The sequence below is a fragment of the Streptomyces sp. NPDC012637 genome (assembly GCF_042954805.1).
GTDB lineage: Bacteria > Actinomycetota > Actinomycetes > Streptomycetales > Streptomycetaceae > Streptomyces.
The window spans coordinates 260,328-275,679 of record NZ_JBIBDS010000010.1 but is presented as its reverse complement, the minus strand read 5'-3'; the positions used below and the strand labels follow the sequence as shown (position 1 = coordinate 275,679).

Here is a 15,352-nt window from a genome sequence, read left to right as displayed (position 1 = left end):
CGCCGGCCGCGACAGGACGGGTGAAGGGGAGGGGATTACTTCGTCGGCTTCTTGCCCGTGATCCCCAGATGCACCAACAGGGCGAGGTTCGGCTTGAGTTCGGCCTGCTTCACGCCCCAGGTCTGGAAGCCCTTCTGGTGACCGGCGACGGCCGCCAGCATCGCCACCAGCGAGCCCGCCATCGCCGCGGGGCTGACGTCCTTGTCGACCTTGCCCTTCGACTGGAGCTCCTTCACCGCGTCCGTCAGGGAGTTGGTGACCGAGTTCAGGATCTTCATGCGGATCTTGTAGAAGCGCTTGTCGCCCTCCGCGGCCCCGAGGTCCACCACCCGCAGGATCGCGTCGTGCCTGCGCCAGAAGTCCAGGAATCCCTCGACCAGGTCCTCGGAGGTCTGCCAGCCGGCCTTGCCGACCCAGGAGCGCCCGCTGACCAGTTCGGTCAACCCGGCGCCCTCCTTGGCCATTTCCTCCGCGATCTCGAGGACGGCGCCCTCGACGTCAGGGAAGTACTGGTAGAACGTCGCGGGTGAAGTACCCGCCTTCCGGGCCACGTCGATGACCTTGACGTCCCGGTAGGGCGAGGAGCTGAGCATCTCGCCGAGGCAGTCGAGCAGCTTCTGCCGCGTCGCCTGGCCGCGTCGTCCGGCCACGCGGCCGTCGACGGTGCGTACTTGTCCTGTCATGCCGTCAGCTTACCGAGGGGTGATCGACGCGCGATTCGGCCGACTGCAAATGGGTGCGGGCCCTCCAGCAGGGGGCGGGCGACGGGCCGGGCAGGGGGTCGGGCGGGGGTCGGGCGAGGGTCCGCGCTGACCCTCGCGCGGGGGCACGGACGGCCGGTGCGGAGCTCGGACCCGGGGCCGACGCGGAGGTGACGGCCCTCGATAGGCTTATTAACAGTCTGTGGATAACTTCGGTGGACAACCCAGGCGGGACAAGGCCCCCAGACCCCGTAATGGGACAAACGTTCCTTTGCGGAAGGGTGCGATACCGGAGAAGCGGACCCATTCTGGTGCCATGGCCGTATTCGAACAGGGCACCCCGTGCTGGGTGGACGCGCAGCTTCCCGACCTCGAGGCGGGCAAGCGGTTCTACGGTGAGCTCTTCGGCTGGAGCTTCGACCCCGACCGGGACGAGGCGCTGCTCCTCGGGCGGCGGGTCGCGGGGCTCGTGCCCAAGCGGGACGGCCGCATGCCCACCACCTGGACCGTCTACCTGGCCGCCGACGACGCCGGCGCCCTCGCCGCGCGGGTCAAGGCGGCCGGCGGGCAGATGGTCATGGAGCCGTACCCCGTCGGCCCCTTCGGCGTCCTCGCCCTCGCCGCCGATCCCGGCGGCGCCGTCTTCGGACTGCGCCAGGCCGGTGACGACGACGGCTTCGAGGTGACGAACGAACCCGGCTCCTTCTGCTGGATGGAGGTCTACACGCGGGAGCCGGACGCGGTCGACACCTTCTACGCCACCGTCTTCGGCTGGCTCGGCCGCCATGTCGACCCTGCCGAGGAGGGCCGCGACAGCGGTTTCGACTACCGCGTCTGGTCCCCGCCGGGCTCCCGTCCCGGCGACGACACGGCCTTCGGCGGCCGCGCCGTGATCACCGACGTCTTCCCCGTCGAGATGCCGGGCCACGTCCTCGTCTACTTCGCCGTGCGCGACTGCGACGAGACCTGCGCCACCGCCGTCCGCCTCGGCGGCCGTGTCACCACCGACCCGTTCGACACCCCCCACGGCCGCATCGCCGTCCTCCGCGACAACCAGGGCGCCCGCTTCGCCGTCCTGGCCGAGCTGCCCGACGAGCCCGCTCCACCGGAGCCGTACGGGCGGCCGGAGCGGTCGCCGGAGCAGCGGGAGTCGCCTGAGAAGCACAGCGGGCGGGGCTGAGCCGGCCTTCCGAAATGAACCGTGACACCCCGATCCGCCCCCGGGTTCGCAACCACCGCCCCGGACAGGAACAATCAGGGGCCACGGGGCCGTAATGTCATGGCCCTACGGGGAGGTGGCAGGCAAGTGGAGCAGCTGACGCAGCACGACCCGAGAAGGATCGGGCCCTTCGAGGTGCTGGGCCGGCTCGGCGCGGGCGGAATGGGCCTCGTCTATCTCGCGCGCTCGGCGTCCGGGCGACGGGTGGCGATCAAGACCGTGCGGACGGAGCTCGCCGAGGACCAGCTGTTCCGGGTCCGCTTCACCCGCGAGGTGGAGGCCGCCCGCGCGGTCTCCGGCTTCTACACGGCGGCCGTCGTCGACGCCGATCCGCGCGCCGCCGTGCCGTGGCTGGCCACGGCGTACGTGCCGGCGCCCTCCCTCGAAGAGATAGTGAACGAGTGCGGGCCGCTCCCGGCCCAGGCGGTGCGCTGGCTCGCGGCCGGTGTCGCCGAGGCCCTGCAGTCCATCCACGGCGCCGGGCTCGTCCACCGTGACCTCAAGCCGTCCAACGTCCTCGTCGTCGAGGACGGCCCCCGGGTGATCGACTTCGGCATCGCGTCCGGCGTCTCCAACACACGGCTGACGATGACCAACGTCGCCGTGGGCACGCCCGCGTACATGTCGCCCGAGCAGGCCCGCGACTCGCGCAGTGTCACCGGCGCGAGCGACGTCTTCTCGCTCGGCTCGATGCTGGTGTTCGCCGCCACCGGGCACGCGCCCTTCCACGGGGCCAACCCGGTGGAGACCGTCTTCATGCTGCTGCGCGAGGGTCCCGACCTGGAGGGGCTGCCGGACGAGCTGCGTCCGCTCATCGACGCGTGCATGCAGATGGACGTGGCCAAGCGGCCCACCCCGGCCGATCTCCAGGCCATGCTCGCGCCGCACCTCTTCGGCTCCGGCGAGGACGACAGCGGTACGGCCGCGGCCTGGCTGCCGCAGAGCGCCGTCGCCATGATCGAGACCCGCCGCGGCGGCCGCCCGGTGGCCCCGCCGCCCCCGGCGAACCCGCCGGTGCCGCCGCGTCCTCCGCGCGAGCCCGCGGACTGGGGAAGCGACCCGCGCTCCACCGGCCGGCCCGCCGCCGACCGGCCCGCGGCCGAGCGCCCGACGGGCGACCGTCCGGCGGGCGGGCGGCACGCCGGCCCCGCGGAGTCCGACGCCGGTCCGGTACGGCTCCCCGGCGCCGCCGTGCCCATCGGCCCCGGCCCCCGGGTGGCCGACACCCGTGCGGCCGTCGCCCTCGCCCCGGGCGCCGCGGCCGGTACGGCCACCGGCTGGATCCGCCCGCCCGGCGGCGGCCCGAACGGCGCCGAGCCGGGCCCGCCGCCCGGCTCCCGTCCGCTGCCGGGGCCGGCCCGGGCCGCCGAGGCGCGGACCCCGGCCCCGGAGGCGCCCGGTCACTGGCGTCCGTGGCGTTTCCGCATGTCGAACGACGTGTGGGGCACGCCCGTCGTCGACGGCGACCTGCTGTACGTCACCTCCTTCGAGGTGCACGCCCTGGACACGGCGAGCGGCCGGCGCCAGTTCAAGACCCGCGACGTGGCCTGGTCGATGGCGGTGGCCGGAGGCCGTATCCACGCCTCCGACGGGCCGACGCTGTACGCGCTCGACGCGCTCGACGGCAGCGAGCGCTGGCGGCTGCACACGGACGCCTGGGTGTACTCCCTCCAGGTGGACCGGGGCACCGTCGTCACCGGCACCCGCGGCGGCGGCGTCCAGGCCTGGGAGGCCTCCAACGGCGCCAAGCTGTGGGAGATCACCGGCGCCCAGACCGACTTCGAGACGGTCGAGGGCGGGCCCGCCGTGCACGGCGACACCGTCTACGTGTGGCGCGACGCCCGGCTGCTCGCGCTCGACGCCCGTACGGGTGCCGAGCGCTGGTCGTACCCGATCGGCGACGCCGCCTCCTGCGCCCAGGTGCCGGTGCGGGTCGCCCCGGCCGAGGACGGCTGCGTGTACGTCGCCGCCGGCACCCGCGTGCTGTCCGTGGACGTCGCGAGCGGCCACGTGCGCTGGCACTTCGAGGCGCCCGCGGTGTTCCTGTCGCCGCCCGCGTTCGCCCCGGGACCGGCGGTCACCGGCGGCGGGGTGTACCTGGCCGACCACCTCGGCACGGTGTACGCGCTGGACGCCACGACCGGCAAGGACCGCTGGCGGATCGCGACCGAGCCCCGGCAGTCGACCGAGCCGGTCCTGATCGCCGCCGGCCACGTCCACGTCGGCAGCGGCAGCGCGCTGTACACCCTCGACGCGGTCACCGGCACCCCGAAGTGGCGGTTCGCGGCGGGCGGCGAGCTCATCGGCTCCCCGGTGGTCGCCGACGGCCGGGTGCACTTCGGGTCCGCCGACCACGTGCTCTACACGCTGGACGCGAGCGGCGGCCAGCTGCGCTGGAAGCTGGCGACCGGCGGCGAGATCACCGGCTCGCCGGTGGCCAGGAACGGTGTCGTGTACGCGTGCAGCAAGGACCGCTGCGTGTACGCGCTCGACGCGGTGAAGGGGACGGCGACGAACCGGGGCGCGTGAGGGACACCCGGGGCGCGGAGGCCCTCAGGCGGTCACCCCCGGTGCCCCGGTGGCGGCGGCCCCTCGTCGCGCCCGGGGCCCCACGGCCCGTCGGAGGACGACGGCGGGGCGGTCCTGTCCGGCGGCGCGGCCTCCGGCGGCGGTGCCCCGGGCGGCCGGGCGGGGTACGTCCGGGTCGGCTGGTCGTCCGGCGGCGGTGCGCCGGGCGGCTGGGCGGGGTACGTCCGGGTCGGCTGGTCGTCCGGCGGCGCCCCGTACGGCGGGCGCTCGGGCGGGTACGGTCGGCGGTCGGACGGCGGCCCGTCGAGCGTCGGACGGGTCGGCGGGCGGGGCTGGTCCACGCGGGTGGCGTGCGGCCGCGGCCGCCCGGACATCACCACCGCGCCGATGAGCAGCAGCACGCCACCGCCCAGCGCGTTGGCGACGCCGTCGCCGAGACCCCGGTCGCCGGACTCGACGGTCAGGCCGCCCTCGGCCTGCCCGACCCGCACCATCCACAGGATCGTGAAGCCGAGGACGACGAGACCGGCGAGGGCGACCAGCCACCGGCTGCGGAACACGACGCCGACCAGCGTGAGGAGGGCGGCGAAGAGGAAGGGCAGCAGGATCGAGGTCATCACGTCGGCCTTGGCGTCGGTGATGCCCGTGAACAGGTCCTCGATCGGGTAGTCGCGCCCGTGACGGCCGTCGTACCAGGCACGGAAGGGGCTCCAGACGGCGGCCGTCGCTCCGGCGAGCGCCAGGACCGAACCGACGATGTTGCGGATCACCGATCGGCCTCCTTCGGTCCGGCTCCCGCTGTCGACGCTACGCCGGGTGCGGGGGCCCCGCCAGGCGACGGAGCGACGGCGCTAGGGTGACGCGCACACGACGAAACAGCTCGGGAACGACGGACAGGGGGAGCGGCGATGGTCCGCACCAGGCTGAAGCTGGCTGCGACGCTCACGGTGGTCGTGCTCGCACTCACGGGCTTCCAGGCGAGCAGCAGCGGCGGCCACGGCGGTGGCAAGAGCAAGAGCGGGAAGAGCAAGAGCAGCGGCGGCGGCTGCTCCAGCTCCGAGAAGAAGAACGACGACTACGACCACTACGACGGCTCGGGCTCGAACGGCTCCACGTACACGCCGGATCCGACCGCCACGTCGTCGCCGACCTCGGACGTCGAGGCCTTCGTCGTCGACTGCGTCGAGCCGGCGCAGAAGAAGCGCAAGGGCAAGCCGGCCAGGAAGGCCGACACCACCGCCACCCTGAAGGTCGTCTCGCGGACCTCGTACGCGCGGACGTTCAAGGTGGTCATGGAGTTCAAGGGCGCGGGCGGTTCGACCGTGGACCGGACCGAGACCGTGCTCTCCGTGGACGGCAACGCCTCGAAGACGGTGGACGTTGCGATGCGGAACCCGAAGAACGTCGGCCAGGTGAAGGACTGCTACGTGTACGACGTGCGCGTGGTCTCGCCCACGGCCACTCCTGCGCCCACCTCCACGCAGAGCCCCACGGCAGGCGCCTCCTGAGGCGTGGCGATTCGGGGGTGCCCGAGTCCAGTAGGGTGTCGTGCGCCTGTCAACGCTCTTCGTGGACGGGCACCGTCACTCTGCCTGTGCACTCGCACACACACTCAACGGGGGTTGAAGCGTGAAGCTTCGTCATGTCCGTGCCATCGCCGTCTTCGGAATCGCCCTGGTCGCCCTCACCGGCGCCCGCGGCTCCCACGGGGCCAGCTGCGGCGGCGGCAGCAGCCACGGATCCAGCAGCTCCGGCAGCTCCAGCAGCGGCTCCGACAGCAACTCGAGCAGCTCCTCGGGCAGCGTCAGCGGCGTCGGCGGCTCGTCCAAGGACCGCGCCTCGCGTGACGTCAAGATCGACGAGTGCGCGCTGAGCGCGGACGGCAAGAACCTGGTCGCCAAGCTGACCATCACCAACAGCGACTCCTCGGCGTACCTCTACGACGTCACCATGCAGTTCAAGGGCGACGCCGGGAAGACCGTCGACCTCGCCCTCGCACAGGTCTCGGACCTGCGGGTGGAGGGCGGCGCGTCGAAGTCGGCCGAGGCCAGCACCCCGTACACCGGCTCCGGCAACGGCTCCGAGTACACCCGCTGCGAGGTCTCCTTCGCCGACCGCACCATCGGCTGACGACCGGCTCCGGCCCGGCGCCGGGGCGCCGCCCGGGCGCCGCGACAACCCGGCACCGCCGCTCCGGTCCGGCGCCGGGCAGCAGCCGGGCGCCGCAGCCTCAGCGCAGGTGGTAGGCCTTGCTCCCGCCCCCGCCCCGCCCGCCGAACAGCTCCGCCTGCCGGTCCGCCGGCAGGTTGCCGAGCGTCACCAGGTGCGGTGCGTGGGCGAGGGCCTGGGCGCGGGCGGCCTCCTTGGCCGACCACAGGGCCCGTACCGTGCCCTGCACGGCCGCTGTCGGGTACGCGGCGACGACGGCGGCGGCGCGGACGGCGGCGGCCAGCGCCTCTCCCGCCGGGGTCAGTTCGCTGACCAGGCCCGTCTCGTACGCGCGCCGCGCCGAGATCCGCTCGGCGGTGCCCATCAGGGCCATCCGGGCGACCTCCCCGAAGGGCATCTTCTGCGCCATGTGGATGGTCTCGAAGGCGCTGACCATGCCGTAGGTGGTGTGCGGGTCGAAGAACTCGGCGCTCTCGCCCGCGACCAGGAACTCGGCCTCGCCGAGCAGGTAGAACGCGCCGCCGCAGGCCATGCCCTCGACCGCGGCGATCACGGGTTTCCACAGGTCGTTGGCCTTGGGTCCGATGGCGACGAGCGGGTCGTCGATCGCGTAGGGCGAGGAGGGCTGGGGCACGCGTCCGGCGTCGTCCCGGTCGATGCCCGTGCAGAAAGCGCGCCCGCCGGCGCCGGTGACGACGACCGCCCTGACCTCGTCCTCGTACCGCAGCCGCCGCCAGGTCTCGCCGAGCTCGCGGGCCATGTCGAGGGTGATCGCGTTGTGCTTGCCGGCCCGGTCGAGGGTGACGACGGCGATCCCGCGCTCCTTGTCGCGTTCCAGCGCGATGCCGGGCGTGCTCATCCGCGCTCCAGGATCCAGCGGGGCACGGTGACGCCGTCGATCTCGGTGAAGACGGCCTTCACGGCGGCGCCGATGCGCAGCCGCGTGGGATCGACGGAGTTCAGGGGCGCGTCGGGTGCGCTGACCACGTTGCCGGCGAGGCGGATGCGGGGGGCTTCGGCGAGTTCGACGAGGACGGCGTTGTACGGGGCCTGGTCGGCGTAGTCGGGCAGGAGCGGCGGATGGGGCAGGACGAAGGACCAGATCCGGCCCCGTCCGGACATGAGCCGCCACTCGCTGTCGAAGGACTGGCAGTGCGGGCAGCAGGGGCGGGGCGGGAAGCGGAGTTCGCCGCAGCCCTCGGCCGCGCAGGCCTGGATCCGGAGCTCGCCGCGGGCTGCGTACTCCCAGAAGGGGGCGCCGTCCTCGTCGATGACGGGTGTGAGCATCTCAACTCCTGAGCAGGATCGCGGATGTGGGGACGCCCTCGCCGGCGGTGACGAGGCAGGTGGTCGCGTTCGGGACCTGGGCGGTGGAGGTGCCGCGGAGCTGCTTCACGCCCTCGTTGATGAGGTTGAAGCCGTGGACGTACGCCTCGGAGAGCCCGCCGCCGCCGGTGTTGAGCGGCAGCCTGCCGCCGATCTCCAGCGCGCCGCCTTCGGTGAACGCGCCGCCCTCGCCCCGGCCGCAGAAGCCGTAGCCCTCCAGGGAGAGCGGGACGAGCGGGGTGAAGGCGTCGTAGATCTGGGCGACGTCGACGTCCTCGGGGCCGAAGTCGGCGGTCTTCCACAGGTGGCGGGCGGCGGTCCAGGCGGGGCCGGAGAGCGGGTCGTCGTTCCAGTAGTTGACCATGCCGTGGTGCTGGGCGGGCAGGCCCTGGGCGGCGGAGTGGACGTAGACGGGCTTCCGCCGGCAGTCGCGGGCGCGCTCGGCGGAGACGATCACGCACGCCAGTGCCCCGTCCGTCTCCAGGCAGTTGTCGAAGAGGCAGAGGGGTTCGCTGATCCAGCGTGAGGTCATGTACATCTCGCGGGTCAGCGGTCGCTCGTACATGATCGCGTCCGGGTTCTGGTTGGCCCGGTTGCGGCAGGCGAGGGCGACGTTGAAGAGGTGGTCGCGGGTGGCGCCGTACTCGTGCATGTAGCGGCGGGTGAGCATGCCGATCTCGTCGGCGGGCCGGAGCAGCCCGAAGGGCCGGGTCCACTGCCCGGGCGTGGGCAGCTGGACGGCGGTGTTCTTCCAGGGCCGGGGCCCGCTGCCCCGCTTCCGCGAGCGCCAGGCGACGCCGACGCTCGCCTGCCCGGTCGCGACGGCGGCGGCGAGGTGGGCGACGGTGGCGCAGGAGCCCCCGCCGCCGTACCCGACCTTGGAGAAGAAGGTGACGTCGCCGGCGCCGATCGCCTTGGCGACCTCGACCTCGTCGGTCTCCTCCATCGTGTACGAGGCGAAGGCGTCGACCTCGGCGGGCGCGATGCCGGCGTCGTCGAGGGCGGCGAGGACCGCCCGGCAGGCGAGGGTCTTCTCGGACTCGGGGAGGCGTTTGGCGAAAGGCGTCTGGCCTATCCCGACGATGGCTGTGCGGTCCTTGAGCACGGCGGCCCCCTCGGTGTCCTCATTGCTGACAGCGCGTCAGGCTACAGCTAATCTGACGGATAGTCAGCTACGGGAGGTGGACGGCGATGGAGTACGGCTCGATACCGGAGTTGGTGCGCTGGGCGGCCGAGCGGTACGGGCCGGGCGAGGCGGTCGTCGAGGGCCGCACCCGCGTCTCGTACGCCGAACTCGGCGCCCGCGTCGAACGGGCGGCGGCCGCGTGCCTCGCGGCGGGCGTACGCGCGGGGGACCGGGTCGCGGTCTGGGCGCCCAACACCCTCGACTGGATCGTCTCGGCGCTCGGCGCGGTCACGGCGGGCGCGGTGCTGGTCCCGCTGAACACCCGCTTCAAGGGCACGGAGGCGGCGGACGTGCTGGCCCGCTCACGGGCGCGGCTGCTGTTCGTCACGGGCACCTTCCTGGGCACCTCGTACGTGGCGTCCCTGCGCCGCGCGGAGGCGGAACTGCCTGACCTGCGACGGGTGGTGGTCTTCAGCGACACGGTGCCGGACGACCCGGCCTACACGACCTGGAAGTCCTTCCTCGCGGAGGGCGACGCGGTGGCGCCGGAGGAGGTGCGGGCGCGGGCGGCCGCCGTCGCGCCGTCGTCCCCCTCGGACATCGTCTACACCTCGGGCACGACGGGCCGCCCGAAGGGCGCCGTCATCACCCACGGGCAGACCCTGCGCTGCTACGAGGTGTGGAGCGAGCTGGCGGGCCTCCGCGAGGGCGACCGCTACCTGATCGTGAACCCCTTCTTCCACACCTTCGGCTACAAGGCCGGCATCATCGCCTGTCTGCTGCGCGGGGCCGTGATGGTCCCGCAGCCCGTCTTCAACGTGGACACGGTCCTGGCGAACATCGCGGCGGAGCGGATCTCGGTCCTGCCCGGCCCGCCGACCCTCCACCAGTCGCTCCTCGACCACCCGTCCCGCGCCGCCCACGACCTGTCCACCCTCCGCCTGGTCGTCACCGGCGCGGCGGTCGTCCCGCTCCGGCTCGTCGAACGCCTCCGCACGGAACTCGGCGTCGCCACGGTCCTCACGGCGTACGGCCTCTCCGAGGCGAGCGGCATCGTGACGATGTGCCGGCGCGGCGACCCGGCGGAGGTGGTCGCGACGACCTCGGGCCGGGCGATCCCCGGCACGGAGGTCCGCCTCTCGGCGACGGGCGAGGTGCTGGTCCGCGGCTTCAACGTGATGCGCGGCTACTTCGAGGACGACGAGGCGACGGCGGCGGCGGTCGACGGGGACGGCTGGCTGCACACGGGTGACGTGGGCGTCCTGGACGGGGCGGGGAACCTCCGCATCACGGACCGGATCAAGGACATGTTCATCGTCGGCGGCTTCAACGCCTACCCGGCGGAGATCGAGCAGCTCCTGGGCCTCCACCCCGACATCGCCGACGTCGCCGTCATCGGCATCCCGGACCCGAGGCTCGGCGAGGTGGGCAAGGCCTTCGCGGTACGGCGCCCGGGGGCGCGGGTGACGGCGGACGACCTGATCGCGTGGTCGCGCCGCGAGATGGCCAACTACAAGGTGCCGCGGGAGGTCGAGTTCGTCACGGAGCTCCCGAGGAACGCGAGCGGGAAGGTGGTGAAGGGGGAGCTGCGGGCGCAACGGGCGCGCTGAGCGCGGGGCCCGGTGGGCGCAAGCTGTTGCGGGTTCGGGCCGGTGGGCTCAGGGCGCCGCGGTTTCCGGGTCGGTGCGCTCAGGTCGCCGCGGGTTCCGGGCCGGTGGGCTCGGGGCCGGTGCGGTCGGGGGACGGTTGCCGTTCCACCACGCCGAACCAGTGCCAGCAGCCGAGCACCAGCGCGGACGTCAGCCACACCACGCCCAGCCAGGGATAGGCCGCGTCCCCCGCGCAGTCCGCCAGGTCCGCCTCCCCGGCCGCGTCCATGCGGTGGCACAGGCTCGGCGTCCCCACGGCGATCTGCACCGGCCACGCCAGCACCATCGTCCCCACGAGCCCGCCGACCGCCCCGAACCCGGCCGCCGCGACGCCCCGCGCGCCCCGGCTGCCCGGCTCGTGCCGCGCGGGCCGGTAGAAGGTGGCGATCTGCAGCGCCAGCGTCACCCCGAGCGCGAAGCTCAGCCAGTCGTAGCGCCCCTCGCCCAGCGACAGCGTGATCACCGCGGCGAGGGAGGCCGACCACAGCGCGGCCTGGTCGACGACTCCCCTGCTCTCCTGCTCCATGGTCCGGAGGCTAGAAGCGGGCCGGCGCCGGCCGGCCGGGAAGCGGACGGACGTCGCCCGATGGAGTGGAAGAGGCGTACGCCCCGGCGCACGGCGGCAGCACGCCAAGGGCCCGGACCGGTGTCACCGGTCCGGGCCCTCCCCCCTTTGCGCGCGCGTGGCGTGCCTCGCCCCGCACGGTCGGTGGTCCCCACCACCTGCCGTGCCGGACACGATCGATCATCGGACGGATCGAACGCGGGTGCGAGCCAGGTTGGCTGAATCCGTCAGGTCGCGGGCGTGGGTGCGGCGGAGATCCGTGCCCGGCGCGCGAAGGAGGGGCCGGGCTGCTGCCCGGCCCCTCCTCATCGGTTCCGTACGCGTCGTGCGGGCCCTGCCCCAGGCTTCCCCCCGGTCCCCTCGGGCGTCCCCCGAGCCCGCGCTCCCTCCGTACGGCTCCCGCTCGGCCCCGGCGACTCCCCCGATGGCGCCGCCGGAACCGTCCCCCGTGGTGGAACAGCTCGTGGCCGTACCGTCAGATCGTCCCGCCGGTCGCGTGGGAGTCCAGCGGCTTGATCGGCTCGCTGGTGGCGTGGGAGTCCAGCGTCGTGATGTCGCCGGCCTGCGTGTCGAGCGGCTTGATCGGCTCGCTGGTGGCGTGCGAGTCCAGCGTGGTGATGTCCTCGCCGGTGGCGTGCGAGTCAGCGGGCTTGAGGTTGTCGGCCATGGAGTCGACTCCTGAAATCGTCGAAAGGCGGATAGTAGAGCCGTCCGCCCGGCAACTCCCCCGTGAATCGCCGGGCGGACGACGTCCAAAGCCGATCACCTTAACGGTGGGGCCTCGTGCCGATTCGCCTGCCCCCCGACGCGACGGATCGACAACTCCGAGAATGACGCGTGGCGATAAACGAACGATGAACGCCCAGTCCAGGCCCCGGGGGCCGGGACCCCCGGGGCCCGGGCCGGGCGCAGGTCACGCCGCGGCGGCCGGGTGGAGCAGGGCCCGGACGGCCTCCGCCTCCGGGGAGTCCAGCTGCTCGAAGACCGCGAGGGCGTCGCCCCAACAGGCCTGCGCCCGGCCGATCTGTCCGAGCCCGGCCAGGCTGCGGCCCAGGACGGTCAGGACGTTCGCCCGCCGCCAGTCGCCGCCGATGCCGTGGAGCACGGAAAGGGCCTGCTCGGCGCTGGACGCGGCGGACGCGTGCTTGCGGTCGGCCAGGTGGACCTCGGCGATCCGGAACAGGGTCATCCCGTGCCAGAGCTGCTGCCGGCTCTCCTGGAACACCGCCAGCGCCTCGGTCAGCACCTCGCCCGCGCGGGCGGTCTGCCCGGCCGCCGTGAGCGCCAGGCCCAGGGCGTACTTGCCGTTCGCGAGCCGCAGCGCCAGGCCGGCGTCCGCGGACTCGTAGATCGCGATGCCCTGCTTCGCCAGGTCCACCGCACCGGCCACCCGGCCCGTCGCCAGGTGCACCCGTGACAGGTTGCAGAGCGCGCTCGCCTCGCCCGGCCGGTTCGCGTCGGCGCGGAACGCCTCGCGCGCCTTGGACAGATGGGCCTCGGCGTCGGCGTGGCGGTTCTCGTAGAGCGCGAGGATGCCCCGCTCGTTCGGCGCGTTCGCCAGCGTCCAGGGATCCCCGGACACCCGGCTCAGCGCGTCGGCGGCGCCGGCTTCCTCCGCGGCCTCCTCGAACCGTCCCGCCGTGCTGTACAGCTGGCTGAGGGTCGTGCGGGCCCGCCCTTCGGAGTGGGCGTCGCCGAAGGCGCGGGCGGCGTCGCGGACCGCCTTCGCCGCGGTCTCGTAGCGGTGTGCGTTGGCCCCCGACTCGGCGAGGTCCTTGGCGGCCATCAGGAGGTCGACGGCGCGGCGCACGAACGGCCGGGCCAGCGACTGCTGGGCGCACGCGAGCACGCAGTCCGCCTCGGCGTGCAGCCAGTCCAGTGCCTGCCCCGCGTCGGCGAACGAGAGCCCGGCACGGCCGGTGGTCTCGAGGTGGTCCACCGTCCGGTCGCCCGGCCGCTCGATCGCGTAGACCTGCGCCGCCGTCGCCAGGTAGAAGTCGAGCAGCCGCGACAGGGCCAGCTCCCGTTCCACCGGCGGGTGTTCGTCGCGTTCCGCGCACGCACGCGCGTAGAGCCGGACCAGGTCGTGGTAGCGGTAGCGGCCGGGGGCCGCGGATTCCACGAGGGAGGTGTCGACCAGGGCCTCCAGCAGGTCCTCGGTCTCCCACTCCGGGAGGTCGAGCACCGCCGCGGCCGCCGCCAGCGAGATGTCCGGGCCGTCGGCGAGGCCCAGGAGACGGAAGGCGCGGGCCTGGGCCGGCTCCAGCTGGCCGTAGCCGAGCTCGAAGGTGGCTTTGACGGCCAGGTCGCCGGCCTGCAGCTCGTCGAGGCGGCGGCGCTCGTCCGCGAGCTTCGCCGCCAGGACGGAGACCGTCCACGTGCGCCGCGCCGCGAGGCGCGACGCCGCGATGCGGATCGCGAGGGGGAGGAAACCGCAGGCCGCGACCACGTCGAGGGCCGCCTCCCGCTCCGCCCGCACCCGCTCCTCGCCCACGATCCGGGTGAAGAGCTGCAGCGCCTCCTCGGGCGACATGACGTCCAGGTCCACCAGATGCGCGCCCGCCAGGTCGACCATGCGGATCCGGCTGGTCACGAGGGCCGCGCAGCCCGCCGTGCCGGGAAGCAGCGGACGGATCTGCGCGGCGTCCCGCGCGTTGTCGAGCAGCACCAGGACCCGGCGGCCGTCGAGCGTCGAGCGGTAGAGCGCCGCCCGCTCGTCGAGCGAGTCGGGGATCGCCGAGTCGGGCGTGCCGAGGGCGCGCAGGAACGCGCCGAGCACGGCCTCCGGCGCCGCGGACCGCGCCCCGGCGCCCTGGAGGTCGACGTACAGCTGGCCGTCGGGGAAGTGCGGCCGGGCCTCGTGGGCGACGTGCACGGCGAGCGTCGTCTTGCCGACGCCGCCGATGCCGGCGAGCGCGGACACGGCCATGACGGAGCCCTCCGCGGTCGCGAGCCGGGCGCCCAGTTCGCGTACGAAGGCGGCCCGGCCGGTGAAGTCCGGGACCGTGGCGGGCAGCTGGGCGGGCCGGGCGACGGGCGCGGCGGCCGGCGCCGACTCCTCCACGGGCCGGGCGAGTTCCGCGTCGGCCTGCAGGATGCGCTGCTGGAGCCGGGAGAGTTCGGGGTTGGGGTCGACGCCCAGCTCGTCGGCGAGCAGCCGCCGGGTGTCGGCGTAGACCGCGAGCGCCTCGGCCTGCCGGCCGGACCGGTACAGGGCGAGCATGAGGAGTTCGCGCAGGCGCTCGCGCAGCGGGTGGGCGGCGGTCAGCGCGGTGAGCTCCGAGACCGCCTCGGCGTGCGCGCCGACGTCCAGGTCGAGGTCGAGCCGGCTCTCCAGGAGCTGGAGCCGCCACTCCTCCAGGCGGGTGCGCTGGGTCTCGGCGTACGGGCCCGGGACGGAGGCGAGAGCCTCGCCGTCCCACAGGGCGAGCGCCTCGTTCAGCCGGTCGCGGGCGGCGCCGCGGCGCCCGGCCGCGCGCAGCTTCTCCGCCTCGGCGGCGAGGTCGTGGGCCCGGGTGAGGTCGAGGGCGGTGGTGCGCAGGGCGTAGCCGCCGGACTCGCTGACGAGGACGCCCGGGTCGAGCGCCTTGCGCAGCCGGGAGGCGTACGTACGGACGGCGGCGAGCGCCTGGGACGGCGGGTCCTCGCCCCAGATGGCGTCGATCAGCTCGGAGGCGGTGGCGGTGCGTCCGTCCCGCAGGAGCAGGGCGGCGAGCAGGGCGCGCTGCTGCGGCGACCCGGTGGGCAGCGGCTCGCCGCCCCGGGCGGCGCGCACGGGTCCGAGCACGGCGAAGCTGAGCCCGGTACCGCCGGAGTCCGCGGCGGGGCCCGGGGCCGTACCGCCGGAGTCCGTCCGGGAGGCCGGAGCCGTACCGCCGGAGTCCGCGGCGGGGCCCGGGGCCCTACTTGCGTCGGCACCGTCGCCGAGCGCGCCGCTCACCCCGCCCGCCCCGGTCCCGTCGGGTACGCCGGAGCGCGCGTCGTCGGCAGGCCTGGTGCCGGTCCTGGCGGAACCCGGTGCCGGAGTCCGCTGTTCCGGAACGCGCGGCCCGTTCTCACGGTCCATAT

The 15,352-nt window shown here is 74.0% G+C and carries 13 protein-coding genes; 5 read left to right on the top strand and 8 right to left on the bottom strand.

All coding sequences use genetic code 11. The features are described 5' to 3' along the window. Positions 1–35: 35 nt before the first annotated feature. Positions 36–683, bottom strand: coding sequence for a TetR family transcriptional regulator (locus ACFY8W_RS34250; protein ID WP_391113988.1), 648 nt, complete (start codon positions 681–683; stop codon positions 36–38). Positions 684–1,017: 334 nt separating this feature from the next. Here ACFY8W_RS34250 and ACFY8W_RS34245 point away from each other — a divergent pair, with 334 nt between their 5' ends. Both ACFY8W_RS34245 and ACFY8W_RS34240 read left to right on the top strand, forming a co-directional pair. Continuing rightward, positions 1,018–1,881: a VOC family protein gene (locus tag ACFY8W_RS34245; protein ID WP_391113986.1), complete on the top strand. Its 864-nt coding sequence runs from the start codon at positions 1,018–1,020 to the stop codon at positions 1,879–1,881. A gap of 99 nt (positions 1,882–1,980) precedes the next feature. After that, complete coding sequence (locus tag ACFY8W_RS34240) at positions 1,981–4,449, top strand: PQQ-binding-like beta-propeller repeat protein (protein ID WP_391113983.1); 2,469 nt, start codon at positions 1,981–1,983, stop codon at positions 4,447–4,449. A 32-nt stretch (positions 4,450–4,481) separates the two neighbouring features. On the opposite strand, the gene ACFY8W_RS34235 is transcribed toward ACFY8W_RS34240, so the two are convergent. Beyond that, entirely contained in the window at positions 4,482–5,219 is a 738-nt protein-coding gene (locus tag ACFY8W_RS34235) for a hypothetical protein (protein ID WP_391113981.1), read from the bottom strand. Between the two features lie 138 nt (positions 5,220–5,357). On the opposite strand from ACFY8W_RS34235, the gene ACFY8W_RS34230 reads away from it, so the two are divergent. Beyond that, positions 5,358–5,957 (top strand): hypothetical protein, encoded by a 600-nt coding sequence (locus ACFY8W_RS34230; RefSeq protein ID WP_391113978.1) that lies wholly within the window; start codon positions 5,358–5,360, stop codon positions 5,955–5,957. Between the two features lie 121 nt (positions 5,958–6,078). Beyond that, positions 6,079–6,579 (top strand): hypothetical protein, encoded by a 501-nt coding sequence (locus tag ACFY8W_RS34225; RefSeq protein ID WP_391113975.1) that lies wholly within the window; start codon positions 6,079–6,081, stop codon positions 6,577–6,579. A gap of 100 nt (positions 6,580–6,679) precedes the next feature. Here the strand turns inward: ACFY8W_RS34225 and ACFY8W_RS34220 are convergent, their stop codons facing one another. From ACFY8W_RS34220 to ACFY8W_RS34210, 3 genes are read right to left on the bottom strand one after another with little or no spacing between them, the layout of a single operon-like run. Continuing rightward, positions 6,680–7,477 carry an enoyl-CoA hydratase-related protein gene (locus tag ACFY8W_RS34220; protein ID WP_391113972.1) on the bottom strand — a complete coding sequence of 266 codons (798 nt, stop codon included), beginning with the start codon at positions 7,475–7,477 and terminating at the stop codon, positions 6,680–6,682. Next, positions 7,474–7,905: an OB-fold domain-containing protein gene (locus ACFY8W_RS34215; protein WP_391113969.1), complete on the bottom strand. Its 432-nt coding sequence runs from the start codon at positions 7,903–7,905 to the stop codon at positions 7,474–7,476. Before ACFY8W_RS34215 ends, ACFY8W_RS34220 begins: the two co-directional genes overlap by 4 nt. A gap of 1 nt (position 7,906) precedes the next feature. Then, complete coding sequence (locus ACFY8W_RS34210; RefSeq protein ID WP_391113966.1) at positions 7,907–9,049, bottom strand: lipid-transfer protein; 1,143 nt, start codon at positions 9,047–9,049, stop codon at positions 7,907–7,909. Positions 9,050–9,135: 86 nt separating this feature from the next. On the opposite strand from ACFY8W_RS34210, the gene ACFY8W_RS34205 reads away from it, so the two are divergent. Next, positions 9,136–10,680 carry a FadD3 family acyl-CoA ligase gene (locus ACFY8W_RS34205; RefSeq protein ID WP_391113963.1) on the top strand — a complete coding sequence of 515 codons (1,545 nt, stop codon included), beginning with the start codon at positions 9,136–9,138 and terminating at the stop codon, positions 10,678–10,680. Positions 10,681–10,759: 79 nt separating this feature from the next. Here ACFY8W_RS34205 and ACFY8W_RS34200 read toward each other — a convergent pair whose 3' ends face one another. The 3 genes from ACFY8W_RS34200 to ACFY8W_RS34190 form a co-directional block, all read right to left on the bottom strand. Next, on the bottom strand, positions 10,760–11,245 hold the full coding sequence (locus ACFY8W_RS34200) for a hypothetical protein (protein WP_391113960.1): 486 nt from the start codon (positions 11,243–11,245) through the stop codon (positions 10,760–10,762). A gap of 514 nt (positions 11,246–11,759) precedes the next feature. Then, complete coding sequence (locus tag ACFY8W_RS34195; RefSeq protein WP_391113957.1) at positions 11,760–11,951, bottom strand: hypothetical protein; 192 nt, start codon at positions 11,949–11,951, stop codon at positions 11,760–11,762. 246 nt (positions 11,952–12,197) lie between these two features. After that, positions 12,198–15,350, bottom strand: a complete 3,153-nt coding sequence (locus ACFY8W_RS34190; protein WP_391113954.1) for a BTAD domain-containing putative transcriptional regulator — start codon at positions 15,348–15,350, stop codon at positions 12,198–12,200. Positions 15,351–15,352: the final 2 nt, after the last annotated feature.